Annotated in this window: 12 protein-coding genes; 5 read left to right on the top strand and 7 right to left on the bottom strand. The window is 71.6% G+C overall.

Features of this window, described 5'->3' with window-relative positions:
* Positions 1-245: 245 nt before the first annotated feature.
* From IF28_RS0126865 to IF28_RS0126885, 5 genes are all read left to right on the top strand, one after another.
* Positions 246-833 carry a pyridoxamine 5'-phosphate oxidase family protein gene (locus IF28_RS0126865; RefSeq protein ID WP_030225193.1) on the top strand — a complete coding sequence of 196 codons (588 nt, stop codon included), beginning with the start codon at positions 246-248 and terminating at the stop codon, positions 831-833.
* Positions 834-836: 3 nt separating this feature from the next.
* The gene (locus tag IF28_RS0126870) at positions 837-1,538 is read left to right on the top strand and encodes a L,D-transpeptidase family protein (RefSeq protein WP_030225195.1); all 702 of its coding nucleotides are present in this window, start codon (positions 837-839) and stop codon (positions 1,536-1,538) included.
* Between the two features lie 77 nt (positions 1,539-1,615).
* Positions 1,616-2,998, top strand: a complete 1,383-nt coding sequence (locus IF28_RS0126875; RefSeq protein WP_030225197.1) for a ferric reductase-like transmembrane domain-containing protein — start codon at positions 1,616-1,618, stop codon at positions 2,996-2,998.
* 61 nt (positions 2,999-3,059) lie between these two features.
* Positions 3,060-3,836, top strand: a complete 777-nt coding sequence (locus IF28_RS0126880; RefSeq protein ID WP_030225200.1) for an FMN-binding protein — start codon at positions 3,060-3,062, stop codon at positions 3,834-3,836.
* A 55-nt stretch (positions 3,837-3,891) separates the two neighbouring features.
* Positions 3,892-4,629, top strand: coding sequence for an FAD:protein FMN transferase (locus tag IF28_RS0126885; RefSeq protein WP_037894127.1), 738 nt, complete (start codon positions 3,892-3,894; stop codon positions 4,627-4,629).
* A gap of 283 nt (positions 4,630-4,912) precedes the next feature.
* Here the strand turns inward: IF28_RS0126885 and IF28_RS0126890 are convergent, their stop codons facing one another.
* The 7 genes from IF28_RS0126890 to IF28_RS0126920 form a co-directional block, all read right to left on the bottom strand.
* Positions 4,913-5,452: an arginine repressor gene (locus IF28_RS0126890; protein WP_030225205.1), complete on the bottom strand. Its 540-nt coding sequence runs from the start codon at positions 5,450-5,452 to the stop codon at positions 4,913-4,915.
* Positions 5,453-5,459: 7 nt separating this feature from the next.
* Positions 5,460-6,665 carry an acetylornithine transaminase gene (locus IF28_RS0126895; protein WP_030225207.1) on the bottom strand — a complete coding sequence of 402 codons (1,206 nt, stop codon included), beginning with the start codon at positions 6,663-6,665 and terminating at the stop codon, positions 5,460-5,462.
* Positions 6,662-7,582, bottom strand: coding sequence for an acetylglutamate kinase (gene argB / locus IF28_RS0126900; protein ID WP_030225209.1), 921 nt, complete (start codon positions 7,580-7,582; stop codon positions 6,662-6,664). Before argB ends, IF28_RS0126895 begins: the two co-directional genes overlap by 4 nt.
* Positions 7,579-8,730, bottom strand: a complete 1,152-nt coding sequence (argJ, locus tag IF28_RS0126905) for a bifunctional glutamate N-acetyltransferase/amino-acid acetyltransferase ArgJ (RefSeq protein WP_030225211.1) — start codon at positions 8,728-8,730, stop codon at positions 7,579-7,581. The genes argB and argJ overlap by 4 nt, the downstream gene beginning before the upstream one ends.
* 88 nt (positions 8,731-8,818) lie before the next feature.
* The gene (argC, locus tag IF28_RS0126910) at positions 8,819-9,847 is read right to left on the bottom strand and encodes an N-acetyl-gamma-glutamyl-phosphate reductase (RefSeq protein ID WP_030225213.1); all 1,029 of its coding nucleotides are present in this window, start codon (positions 9,845-9,847) and stop codon (positions 8,819-8,821) included.
* Between the two features lie 94 nt (positions 9,848-9,941).
* On the bottom strand, positions 9,942-10,250 hold the full coding sequence (locus IF28_RS0126915; RefSeq protein WP_234325351.1) for a hypothetical protein: 309 nt from the start codon (positions 10,248-10,250) through the stop codon (positions 9,942-9,944).
* 32 nt (positions 10,251-10,282) lie between these two features.
* Positions 10,283-12,772 (bottom strand): alpha-L-arabinofuranosidase C-terminal domain-containing protein, encoded by a 2,490-nt coding sequence (locus IF28_RS0126920; RefSeq protein ID WP_030225217.1) that lies wholly within the window; start codon positions 12,770-12,772, stop codon positions 10,283-10,285.
* Positions 12,773-12,779 lie beyond the last annotated feature (7 nt).

Below are 12,779 nucleotides of genomic sequence, written 5' to 3' on the forward strand. Positions count from 1 at the left end.
AACGCCATCCTCGGCCCCCTCGAGGACAAGCGCGTCGCCGTCGTCAACCGCATCGCCACCGCCATCGGCCGCACCGCCGAACGCCCCGCGGGACTGGACTCCCTGGCCGCCTGCACGCTCACCAAGTGAGGTGACAGGCGCTGTGGCCGCCCCGCACAAACGCCGGCCGGGGCGGCCACGGCGGGCGGAGGACCCGCCGTCAATTGTTTAGACAAACGAAAGACCGTGTCCCATAATCGGTGACCATGGGAAAGACGTATGAGCGCATCGACGGCCGCCTCCGCGCCTTCATCGAGGAACAGCCGGTCTTCTTCACCGCCACCGCCCCCCTGTCCGCCGACGGCACGGTCAATCTCTCGCCCAAGGGGCTCAAGGGGTCCTTCGCGATCCTGGACGAGCTCACCGTGGCCTATCTCGACTTCGCCGGATCCAACGCCGAGACCATCGCGCACCTGCGGGAGAACGGCCGGATCACCCTGATGTGGTGCGCGTTCCAGGGGCCGCCCAACATCGTGCGAGTGCACGGCCGGGGCGAGCCCGTCTTCCGTGACGACCCCCGCTTCGCGGGCCTGCTCGCCCGTTTCCCCGACATCGACCCCTCGGCCCACGGGCTGCGCGCCGTCGTCGTCGTGACGGCCGAACTGATCCGGGACACCTGCGGCTACGCGGTGCCCTTCATGGCGTACGAGAGCGAACGGGACCTGCACGCCAGGCGGTTCGCGCGGGAGGACGACGCCTCGCTCGACGCGTACTTCACCAAGAAGGAGTACATCGCGACCAGCATGGACGGTCTTCCCGGGCTGCCGTTGCCGCTGCCCCCCTCTACCGTCTGAGCCATGCGTCCAGGTGCCGCCCCCACCGCCGTACTCGTCTGTCTGTCCCTGCTCCTGCTCGGCGCCGGACGGCCGTCCGCGCCGCTGCCGGACCGGATGGCGGACACCGGGGGCGGCACCCAGCTGATCACCGCGGTGGCTCCGGCCACCGGCTCGACGACCGGGACCGTCACCTGGTGGGACCGCGAGGGCGGCCGCTGGGTCGCGGCGGGCTCCGCCCCGGCCCGCTTCGGGGCGAACGGCCTCACCGAGGGCGCGGCCCGGCGGCAGGGCACGAACACCACTCCGACCGGGCTGTACGGGATGCCGTACGCCTTCGGCATCGACGCCGCACCGCGCGGGACGGCGTACACGTACCGTCCGGTGCGGCAGAACTCCTGGTGGTGCCAGGACAACGACTCGCGCTCCTACAACCGCTGGACCGAGCCCCGCGCGGCCGACTGCCGGGCCGCCCGGGCCGAGCATCTGATCGGCTACCGCGCGCAGTACGCCCATGCCCTCGTCGTCGATTTCAACTACCGGCGCCCGGTCCGCGGCCGGGGCGCCGGGATCTTCCTGCACGTCAACGGGCGCGGGGCGACCGCGGGATGCGTGTCCGTGCCGGAGGCGGCCATGCGCGAGATCCTGCGCTGGGCCGATCCCGCGCGGGGTCCGCACCTCGCGATCGGCACCGAAGGCGGACGCACGGCGATCACCCGGTACTGAAACCGGATTTTCCTCTGAACACTCCAGCGTGATGGCACGTATGTGTGGGCCAAGGGTCAATTCCCCACGGAGGAACCGTGACCACCACGCTCGCCGGCGGCCGTGCCGCCCGCCGCCAGACGATGCGCCGCATCCGTCCGCGCCGCTCCCCCGCCGTGCCCCTGTTGCTCGCGGTGGCCGCGGGCGCGGTGGCCGTGCTGTGGTTGTGGTGGACCAACACACCGTCCATCGCCGACACCACCGGGAAGATCATCGCCGCGGGCCGGATCACCGGCCTGCTGGCGGGCTATCTGATGGCCCTGGTGGTGCTCCAGATGGCACGCGTGCCCGCGCTGGAACGCCGGGTGGGCTCCGACCGGGTCGCCCGCTGGCACGCGATGAGCGGCCGCTACACCGTCAGCCTGGTCATCGCGCACGTCTTCCTGATCATGTGGGGCTACGCCCGTCAGGCGGGCAAAAGCCTCGGCGACATCGTGCAGCAGACGATCACGTCCATCAACACGCTGCCGGACATGGGCAAGGCCGCGATCGGCACCGGTCTGCTGTTCGTGATCGCGTTCATCTCCATCGGCCCGATCCGGCGCCGGCTGCCGTACGACGGCTGGTACCACGTGCACCTGCTGACGTACGCGGCGGTCTTCCTGACGTTCTGGCACCAGATCACCACCGGCAACGAGTTCGCCGTCCAGCCGGCGGCGAAGACCTTCTGGTACGGGCTCTACGGCGTGGTGACCGCGCTGGTGCTGTGGTACCGGATCATCACCCCGGTACGGCTGAACATGCGGCACCGGATGCGGGTCGAGGCGGTCATCGAGGAGACGCCGGGCATCGTGTCCGTCCTGATCGGCGGGCGCAAGCTGCACCGGATGGGCGCGGAGGCCGGACAGTTCTTCCGCTGGCGGTTCAAGGCGCCGGGCATGCGGTTCAGCTCCCACCCGTACTCGCTGTCGGCGGCGCCCCGTCCCGACATGCTGCGGATCACGGTCAAGGCGATCGGCGACCACACCTCCCGGCTGCGCGAACTGACGCCCGGCACGAAGGTGTGGGCGGAGGGCCCGTACGGCGCGCTGACCGCGCAGCGGCGCAGCCGGGGCAAGGTGCTGCTGGTCGCGGGCGGGGTGGGCATCACCCCGATGCGTGCGCTGTTCGAGACGCTGCCCGGCGCCTCCGGCGACATCACCCTGCTCTACCGGGCGAACAGCACACAGGACCTGGCGCTGTGGGGCGAGCTGGCGAAGATCGCCGACGAGCGCGGGGCCCGGCTGATGTACGCGGTGAACAGCCCCGACGGCGAGCGCCCGGACATCTCGGCGGAGAGCCTGCAGCGGAAGATCCCGGACGTCGACCGTCACGACGTGTTCATGTGCGGTCCGCCCGGGTTCGCGCAGTCGGTGTACGAGGCGCTGCGCGGCGCCGGGGTCCCCGCGCGCCGTATCCACCACGAGTCGTTCGAGATGTGAGCGCCGGATCAGCCACGCGATCCAGCCGGGTCGTCCACACCCATCAGGAGCCTGAGAAACGATGAGGAAGAGTCACCCCGTCCGGCGGGCCGTGCTCGCGACCGCCGCCACCGTGTCCGGCATCGTGCTGCTGCTGTCGCTGAAGCCGGCGTCCGACCCCGGTTCGGCCGCTGCGGCCGGCGGGGCGGCCCCGCCCGTGGCGGCCCAGTCCCCGCAGGGCGGCGCCGCCCAGCCGATCGGGAACGGCACCGTCACCGGTGACGCCGCGCAGACCCAGTACGGGGCGGTGCAGGTCCGGCTGACGGTGAGCGGTGGGAAGATCACCAGGGCGGAGGCGGTACAGGCGCCCAAGGGCGGGCAGAGCGACCAGGTCACGTCCAGCTCCGTGCCCCGGCTGAACCAGGCGGCCGTGGCGGCGCAGAGCGCGGACATCGACGTGGTGTCGGGGGCGACGTACACGAGCGGCGGGTACAAGAAGTCGCTGCAGTCGGCGCTGGACAAGGCGCGGGCGGCGGCCGGGTCCGGGCAGGGCTCCGGCGAGGATGCCGGCGGTGGGAGCGCTCAGGCGCGGACCGTCACCGGGGACGTCGCGCAGACCCAGTACGGACCGGTCCAGGTACGCGTCACCGTCAGCGGCGGGAAGATCACCAAGGCGGAGGCGGTGCAGACGCCCAAGGGCGGGCAGAGCGACCAGGTGACCGCGAACGCGGTGCCGAAGCTCAACCAGGCCGCCGTGGCGGCCGGGGACGCGGAGATCGACGCCGTGTCGGGGGCCACGTACACCAGCGCGGGATACCGGCAGTCGCTGCAGTCGGCGCTGGACAAGGCCGGTGGCTGAGACGGTGGCCGAGCCGGCCGAGGCTCCCGCCGCGGTGCGTCACGTGGAGGAGACGATGGGGACCGTCTTCTCCATCGACGTCCGCGGCGGGGAACCCGCTGTGGTGCGCGCGGCGCTGGAGGAGGCGGTCGCGGGGCTGCACCGGGTGGACGAGGTGTTCAGCACGTACCGCGACGACAGCCAGATCTCGCGGCTGGCGCGCGGGGAGCTGGACGTCGGGGAGTGTGCTGCCGAGGTCGCCGAGGTGCTGGAGCTGGCGGCGGAGGCGGAGCGGGTGAGTGAGGGCTGGTTCAGTCCGCGCTACCGGGGGTCGCTGGATCCCACGGGGATCGTCAAGGGGTGGGCCGTGGAGCGGGCCGCGCGGCGGCTCGCCGCGGCGGGGGCCACCGGGGTGAGCGTCAACGGGGGCGGGGACGTGCAGTTGCTGGGGGTGCCCGGTGCGGGGCGGCCCTGGCGGGTGGGGGTGTCGGATCCGTTGCGGCCCGGAGGGCTGGCGGCGGTCGTCTCGGCGGCGGGGGCCTCGGAGCTGGCGGTGGCCACGTCCGGGACGGCGGAGCGGGGGGATCACATCGTCGATCCGCGGACGGGGCGGTCGGCCGTGACCGATCTGGTCGCGGTGACGGTGGTCGCGGCACGGCTGACGTGGGCGGACTGCTGGGCCACGGCGGCGTTCGCGATGGGTGCGCGGGAGGGGTTGGCGTGGCTGGAATCCCTGCCGGGGGTGGAGGCCCTGCTGATCACGGCGGGCGACGAGGTCCGCTGCACGGGAGGTTTGGCGGGCCGGCTCGGCTGAGCGGCGCTCACGCCGTCAGCCGGGGTACCGGCGTGTCACTCCCCCGCGTTGGCAAGGTGCCGCCGCGCCCACCCGTGCCGCCCCAGCGGCACGACTGCCCGCAGTTCCCCAGGGGCGCGGGGAACCGCGCGACCGGCCACGACGCCGCCGCACCGGCACGACCGCCCGCAACCGCGGCGACTTCGAAACCGACGGCGGTACGACTCCCCAGGGGCGCGGGGAACCGCGCGACCGGCCACGACGCCGCCGCAGGGGGCGTACCCGGGAGACCCCCGCGGAGCGCTCAGTGGCCGTTCTGCGCCAGCCGCAGCAAGTGGTCCGCCAGGGCCTGTCCTCCCGCCGGCTCCCGGCTGATCAGCATCAGCGTGTCGTCGCCGGCGATCGTGCCGAGGATGTCGTGGAGTTCCGCCTGGTCGATGGCCGAGGCGAGGAACTGCGCGGCGCCGGGCGGGGTGCGCAGAACCACGAGATTCGCGGAAGCCTCCGCGGAGATCAGCAGTTCCTGCGACAGCCGCCGCATCCGCTCCTCCTTCGCGGACTCCCCCAGCGGCGCCCGCGGCGTACGGAACCCGCCCTCACTGGGCACCGCGTAGATCAGGTCGCCCTCGTGGTTGCGGATCTTCACCGCGTTCAGCTCGTCCAGGTCGCGGGAGAGCGTCGCCTGGGTGACGCTCAGCCCGTCGTCCGCGAGCAGCTTCGCCAGCTGGCTCTGCGACCGCACCGGCTGCCGGTTGAGGATGTCCACGATCCGGCGGTGGCGCGCGGTACGCGTCTGCGGCACGGCAGGCCCCGCCTGCTGTCCCTGGTCCTGCTCCTGGCTCATCGTCGTCTCATTCTCCGGATCGTCCTTCCCCGCCCGCCGTACCGGCCTGGTCCAGGATGCCGGGCAGCGCCCCGAGGAAGGCGTCCACCGCGTCGTCCCCGAGGGTCAGCGGCGGCATGAGCCGTATGACATCGGGGGCGGGCGCGTTCACGAGGAAGCCGGCGTCCTGGGCCGCCTGCTGCGCCTGGGGCGCGAGCGGCTCGGTGAGCACGATACCCAGGAGCAGTCCCGCACCCCTGACATGGTCGATCAAGGCGTGGCCGAGCGCCTCGATCCCGTCGCGGAGCCGCTCGCCCTGCCGCTTGACGTTCTCGAGGAGCCCCTCCCCGGCGATCGTGTCGAGGACGGCGAGACCGGCGGCGCAGGCGACGGGGTTGCCGCCGAAGGTCGTACCGTGCTGGCCGGGCTTGAGCAGATCGGCGGCGCGGCCGAAGGCGACGGTGGCGCCGAGCGGCAGCCCGCCGCCGAGCCCCTTGGCCAGGGTGACGACGTCCGGCAGGACGCCCTCGTGGGCCTGGTACTCGAACCAGGTCCCGGTCCGGCCGACCCCGGTCTGCACCTCGTCCAGCACCAGCAGCGCACCCGTGGCCGCGGTGATCGCGCGGGCCGCCTTGAGATAGCCGGGCGGGGGCACGACGACCCCGTTCTCGCCCTGGATCGGCTCGATGACGACGAGCGCGGTGTCCTCGGTGACCGCGGCGGCGAGCGCCTGGGCGTCGCCATAGGGGACGTGGGTGACGTCCCCGGGCAGCGGCTCGAAGGGTGCCCGCTTGGCGGGCTGGCCGGTGAGGGCGAGGGCGCCCATGGTGCGGCCGTGGAAGCCGCCGTCGGTGGCGACCATGTGGCCCCGCCCGGTCAGCCGGCCGATCTTGAAGGCGGCCTCGTTGGCCTCGGCGCCCGAGTTGCAGAAGAAGACCCTGCCGTCGCGGCCGAAGAGCTGGACGAGCCGTTCGGCGAGCGCGACGGGCGGTTCGGCGACGAACAGGTTGGAGATGTGGCCGAGGGAGGCGATCTGCCGGCTCACGGCCTCGACGACGGCCGGGTGGGCGTGGCCGAGCGCGTTGACGGCGATACCGCCCACGAAGTCGGCGTACTCCCTGCCGTCGGCGTCCCAGACCCGCGCGCCCTCGCCGCGTACCAGCGGCAGCCGCGGGGTGCCGTAGTTGTCCATGAGGGCGCCCTGCCAGCGCCGGGTCAGCTCTTCGTTGCTCACGACTCCCCCTGTGCGTCGGTCGTCGGGTCGGGCACGACCATCGTGCCGATACCCTCGTCGGTGAAGATCTCCAGCAGGATCGAGTGCTGGACCCGGCCGTCGATGACGCGGGCGGTGGTGACGCCGCCCCGCACGGCGTGCAGACAGCCCTCCATCTTCGGCACCATGCCCGAGGACAGCTCAGGCAGGAGTTTCTCGAGCTGGGAGGCGGTGAGACGGCTGATCACCTCGTCGGAGTCCGGCCAGTCCTCGTAGAGTCCCTCGACGTCCGTGAGGACCATGAGGGTTTCGGCGCCCAGTGCAGCAGCGAGTGCCGCAGCCGCCGTATCAGCATTGACGTTGTAGACATGGTGGTCGTCCTGGCTGCGGGCGATCGAGGAGACGACGGGGATGCGGCCGTCGGCGAGCAGTGCCTCGATCGCGCCCGTGTCGATCGCGGTGATCTCGCCCACCCGCCCGATGTCGACCGGTTCTCCGTCGATCGTGGGCCGGTGCTTGGTGGCGGTGAGGGTGTGCGCGTCCTCGCCGGTGAGGCCGACGGCGAGCGGTCCGTGCCGGTTGAGCAGCCCGACCAGCTCCCGCTGCACCTGTCCGGCGAGCACCATGCGAACGACGTCCATGGCGTCCTCGGTGGTGACGCGCAGGCCGGCCTTGAACTCGCTGACGATGCCGTGCCGGTCGAGGGCCGCGCTGATCTGCGGGCCGCCGCCGTGCACGACGACGGGCTTGAGGCCGGCGTGCCGCAGGAAGACGACGTCCTGCGCGAAGGCGGCCTTCAGGTCCTCGTCGATCATGGCGTTGCCGCCGAACTTGATGACCACGGTCTTGCCGTGGTGTCGCGTCAGCCAGGGCAGTGCCTCGACGAGGATCTGCGCCTTGGGCAGCGCGGTGTGCTTCCGCGTGGGTCCGTTGCTCATGAGGAGTACGCGCTGTTCTCGTGGACGTAGTCGGCGGTGAGGTCGTTGGTCCAGATGGTGGCGGTGGCGTCGCCGGCGGCGAGGTCCGCGACGATGTGGATCTCTCGGTAGCGCATGTCGACCCGGTCGCGGTCCTCGCCGACTCCGCCGTTGCGGCACACCCAGACGCCGTTGATGGCGACGTTGAGCTCGTCGGGCTCGAAGGCGGCCCGGGTGGTGCCGATGGCGGAGAGGACGCGGCCCCAGTTGGGGTCCTCGCCGTGCAGGGCGCACTTGAGGAGGTTGTTGCGGGCGATGGAGCGGCCCACCTCGACGGCGTCGTCCTCGGTCGCGGCGCCCACGACCTCGACCTTGATGTCCTTGCTGGCGCCCTCGGCGTCGCGGATGAGCTGCTGGCCGAGGTCGTCGCAGACGGCCCGTACGGCGTCGGCGAAGTCCTCGTACTCCGGGGCGACTTCGGAGGCGCCGGAGGCGAGCAGCAGCACGGTGTCGTTGGTGGACATGCAGCCGTCGGAGTCGACGCGGTCGAAGGTGACCCGGGTGGCGTCGCGCAGGGCCTTGTCGAGGACGTCGGGGCCGAGGTCGGCGTCGGTGGTGAGGACGACGAGCATGGTGGCGAGGCCGGGGGCGAGCATGCCGGCGCCCTTGGCCATGCCGCCGACGGTCCAGCCGTCCTTGGTCACCACGGACGTCTTGTGCACGGTGTCGGTGGTCTTGATGGCGATGGCGGCCTTCTCCCCGCCGTGCTCGGACAACTGCCCCGCCGCGGTCTCGACGCCGGGGAGCAGCTTGTCCATGGGGAGCAGGACGCCGATGAGCCCGGTGGAGCACACGGCGATCTCGCCCGCGCCCGTGCCGAGCACCTCGGCTGCCTTCTCCGCGGTCGCGTGGGTGTCCTGGAAGCCCTTGGGCCCCGTACAGGCGTTGGCGCCGCCGGAGTTGAGGACGACGGCGGACAGCTGCCCGCTCTTCAGCACCTGCTCGGACCAGAGCACGGGTGCCGCTTTGACGCGGTTGGAGGTGAAGACGCCGGCGGCGGCGCGGCGGGGGCCGTTGTTGACCACGAGGGCCAGGTCGGGGTTGCCGTTCTCCTTGATCCCGGCGGCGATGCCCGCCGCCGTGAATCCCTGTGCTGCCGTCACACTCACTGTGTCTCCTCGTTCGCTTCTCCGCCCGTGCGGCGCGGAGGTGCGGGCGTCGTGCTCGTCTGCGGCCCGGCGGCTGCCCGCGCGTCGCTCACGGCGCCACTCCGATCGTCGTCAGCCCGGTGGTCTCGTCGAGACCCAGGGCGAGGTTCATGCTCTGGACGGCACCGCCCGCGGTGCCCTTGGTCAGGTTGTCGATGGCGCTGATCACGATGATCCGGTGCGTGGCGGCGTCGTACGCGACCTGGATCTGAACGGCGTTGGAACCGTGGACGGACGCGGTCGCCGGCCACTGGCCCTCGGGGAGCAGCCGGACGAAGGGCTCGTCGGCGAAGGCCTTGTCGTAGACGGAGCGCAGGGACTCGGCGGTGACGCCGGGCTTCGCCCTGGCGTTGCAGGTGGCGAGGATGCCGCGGGGCATCGGCGCGAGGGTCGGCGTGAAGGAGACGGTGACCCGCTCCCCCGCCGCCGCGCTGAGGTTCTGGATCATCTCGGGGGTGTGCCGGTGCCCGCCGCCGACGCCGTACGGCGACATGGAGCCCATCACCTCGGAGCCGAGGAGGTGCGGCTTGGCGGACTTGCCCGCGCCGGAGGTGCCGGAGGCGGCGACGATCACCGCGTCGGGCTCGGCCAGCCCCGCGGCGTAGGCCGGGAAGAGGGCGAGGGAGACGGCGGTCGGGTAGCAACCGGGCACCGCGACGCGCTTGGACCCCTCCAGCGCGGCGCGGGCACCCGGCAGTTCGGGCAGGCCGTAGGGCCAGGTGCCGGCGTGCGGGGAGCCGTAGAACGCCTCCCAGTCGGCGGCGTCCCGCAGCCGGAAGTCGGCACCCATGTCGATCACGAGCACCTCCTCGCCGAGCTGCTCGGCGACGGCGGCGGACTGGCCGTGCGGCAGCGCGAGGAACACGACGTCGTGCCCGGCGAGCGCCTCGGGCGTGGTCGGCTCCAGTACGCGGTCGGCCAGGGGCGCCAGATGCGGCTGGAGCGCGCCCAGCCGCTGTCCGGCGTTGGAGTTGCCGGTCAGGGCGCCGATCTCGGTCCCGGGGTGCGTCAGGAGCAGACGCAGCAGCTCTCCGCCCGCATATCCGCTCGCTCCGGCCACCGCCGCACGTACCACCATGGAAAACCCTCCTCCTGGAGAGCATGACTATACGTATCCATGCACGTTTATGCAATGTGTCCCCGAAACGATTCCGCGGCTGCGGTGGCGGGGGTCAGGCCAGGAGTGTCAGGCCGACGAAGATCACGACGGGGGTGAGGAGCAGGGCGGCGAGGTGTCCGATCAGGGTGCGGGGCAGGCCGAGCGCGACGAACAGCACGGCTCCGCCGACCAGCCACCAGCCGTAGATCCGCAGCGCCAGTTCCTGCGCGGCAGTCTCCTCCTCGCGGGTCGCCGGGTTGCCGATCCCACCGATGGCCAGCCACAGGAGTATGCCGCCGACCAGGGCGTTCGCCGCCATGACGAAGAGTGCGACGGACCTGTCGGACCGCCGCACCCTCTTCCAGACCCTCAGGACGCTCATGAGCATGAGAGCGTAACCCGGAGGGTCCCGGGTCACCGCTGCTTGATCCGCAGGAACGTCACCGAGTTGGCCGGAAACGTGTACGTGAACGCGCCGTCGACGCCCCGGAACGTGGACGTCACCGGGGTGACCGGGGCGTCCGTCTCCGTGTTGACCGCGTCCGCGTCGGCGGCCAGCGTGGTCACGCGGGCCTTCGGGGAGACCCTGGCGCCGCCGAGGTCTATCGCGGTGCGGGCCTCGGCCGGCCGGGCGTTGACGACCTTGACGATCAGCTCACCGGTGCGGGTGTCCTCGGTGACCACCTGGCGGAACGGCTCGGCCGGCTTGTCATCGGTGAAGCTCCCCCACTCCTGGCCGTCGAGGTAGAGGGTGACCTGGCGGCCGCGCACCTTGACGTCGATGTCGTAGGCGCGGCCCGTCTCGATCGAGCCGGCCCTGGAGATCAGCGTCGACTTGCCGCCGTCCACGGCCTGCTCGACGGCGGACTGGGTGTTGTTCCAGCCGCCGAGGTTCCACCAGTAGTAGTTGCCGGTGTCCTTGACGCCGAAGGCGACGAGGAAGCCCTCTTTGCCGGCCCTCTTGGTGGCCTTCACATGGAGGTCGTAGTCGCGCCAGGCCGGGTCGCCGGCTGTGACCAGGGTGTTCTCGGCGGTCTCGTCGCTCTGCACGTACTGGCCGTCCTGGACGCTCCAGCTGCCGCCGCCGCTGTGGGTCCACTGTCCGGCGTCACCGGAGAAGTCGTCGGTCAGCAGGGACGCGCCGTCGGCGGAGGTCACCTTCACGTCGTCGTACGCCGCGCTGGTCGCCCAGGTCGACAGGCCGACGGCGCCGGTGATCGGGCCGCTGACGTCGGGGGTGGTGGTCGCCTGCGAGGGGACCACCCGGTCGCCGGTGTTGGTCATGAACAGCTTCTGGACCTCATAGTTGGCCGAGCCCCAGGAAGCGCGGTTGTTGAACCAGATCATGTCCGGGGACCACTGGACGTAGTCCTCGTTGGCGAGCAGCGGCGCGTACGAGGCCAGCTTCACGATGTCGGCGTTGCGCTCCAGGCCGGTCATGAACGCGGCTTCGGCGAGACCGTTCTTCCAGGCGTTGCCCTGGGAGGCGTACTCGCCGAGGAAGACGTCGGGCCCGTTCCTGTCGTAGGAGTCGTAGCGGTCGTTGTTCTGCAGGAACCACTGCGGGCTGTTGTAGTAGTGCTCGTCGACCAGGTCGACGCCGGCCTCGCGGTTGAGCTGCCAGGCGGTGTCGAAGGTCGTACCGGAGTCGTCGGGGCCGGAGTTGGAGACGACGGTGATGTCCGGGTGCTCCGCCTCGATGGCGCTCCGGAACTTCTGGAAGCGGGCGAAGAACTCGCGCGGCAGGTTCTCCTCGTTGCCCACGCCGACATGGGTGAGGCCGAAGGGCCTGGGGTGGCCCATCTCGGCACGGACCTTGCCCCAGGTGGAGTTCGCGGGGCCGTTGGCGAACTCGATGAGGTCGAGGGTGTCCTGGATGTGCCGGTTCAGCAGCGCCTCGTCGTCGGTGGCCCTGTTCTGGCCGCAGCCGGTGACCAGGGCGGGGACGACGGGCAGCGGCATCGCGCCGACGTCCTCGGCGAAGCGGAAGTACTCGTAGTAGCCGAGGCCGTAACTCTGGTTGTAGCCCCAGAAGTTGGCGTTGGTGGCGCGCTCCTCGACCGGGCCGACGGTGTCCTTCCACTGGTAGGAGCGCTTGCGCTGCCAGCCGGAGGCCTCGCTGTAGTCCTCCATGGAGCCGGTGTTGACCAGACAGCCGCCGGGGAAGCGGACGAATCCGGGGTTCAGGGCGGCGATCTTCTCGGCGAGGTCCTTGCGCAGGCCGTTGGGCTGGTGCTTGTAGGTGTCGCGCGGGAACAGCGACACCATGTCGAGGGCCGCCGCGTCCGTGGTGGCGACGGCGAGGCGGCCGCGGTTGCTGGTGCGGGACGCGGTGAACGTGGCCGTGTACTTGGCCCAGCCGCCCCGGACGGCCACCTTGCGGGCCCTGGCGAGGTCACCGGCGGCGTCCTTCAGCGTGACGGTGAGGGTGCTCGCGCCCCCGGCGCGGGCCCACACGGAGAAGTCGTAGCGCTCACCCTCCTCCACCCGGACGCCGGTGTTGTAGCCGGAGTTGGTGACCGACGAACCGGCGTTCAGGGAGAGGTAGTTGCGGTTGCGCTCGTTGAGTCGGCCGGAGTCGTTCAGCACCTCGGCCGTGCCGCCCACCGTCCAGGAGGTCAGCGGCGTGTAGGAGCCGTTGTCGGCGGTGGAGTACTCGAAGGACCTGTTCTGCACGAGCTCGGCGTACAGACCGCCGTCGGCGGCGCGGTTGATGTCCTCGAAGAAGACGCCGTACATTCTGTCGCCGATCTCGGCGCCCCTGGCGTCCGGGTCGACGGTGATCGTGTAGTCGGGGGCGTCCTCGGCGTGCGCGGGAACCGGGACGAGGGCGGCGGCGGTCAGCAGCGCGGTGGCGGCGGTACCGAGTCCGAGCCGGGCGCGGTGGCGTGCTGTGCGTGACATGGATACT

The sequence above is a fragment of the Streptomyces sp. NRRL WC-3626 genome (assembly GCF_000718785.1).
Classification (GTDB): domain Bacteria; phylum Actinomycetota; class Actinomycetes; order Streptomycetales; family Streptomycetaceae; genus Streptomyces; species Streptomyces edwardsiae.

Coding starts and splice junctions, on each gene's coding strand:
- argC (WP_030225213.1), bottom strand. CDS start 9,847: ATGGTGGTACGTGCGGCGGTGGCCGGAGCGAGCGGATATGCGGGCGGA.
- IF28_RS0126885 (WP_037894127.1), top strand. CDS start 3,892: ATGGGGACCGTCTTCTCCATCGACGTCCGCGGCGGGGAACCCGCTGTG.
- argB (WP_030225209.1), bottom strand. CDS start 7,582: ATGAGCAACGGACCCACGCGGAAGCACACCGCGCTGCCCAAGGCGCAG.
- IF28_RS0126915 (WP_234325351.1), bottom strand. CDS start 10,250: ATGAGCGTCCTGAGGGTCTGGAAGAGGGTGCGGCGGTCCGACAGGTCC.
- IF28_RS0126870 (WP_030225195.1), top strand. CDS start 837: ATGCGTCCAGGTGCCGCCCCCACCGCCGTACTCGTCTGTCTGTCCCTG.
- IF28_RS0126865 (WP_030225193.1), top strand. CDS start 246: ATGGGAAAGACGTATGAGCGCATCGACGGCCGCCTCCGCGCCTTCATC.
- IF28_RS0126890 (WP_030225205.1), bottom strand. CDS start 5,452: ATGAGCCAGGAGCAGGACCAGGGACAGCAGGCGGGGCCTGCCGTGCCG.
- IF28_RS0126920 (WP_030225217.1), bottom strand. CDS start 12,772: ATGTCACGCACAGCACGCCACCGCGCCCGGCTCGGACTCGGTACCGCC.
- IF28_RS0126880 (WP_030225200.1), top strand. CDS start 3,060: ATGAGGAAGAGTCACCCCGTCCGGCGGGCCGTGCTCGCGACCGCCGCC.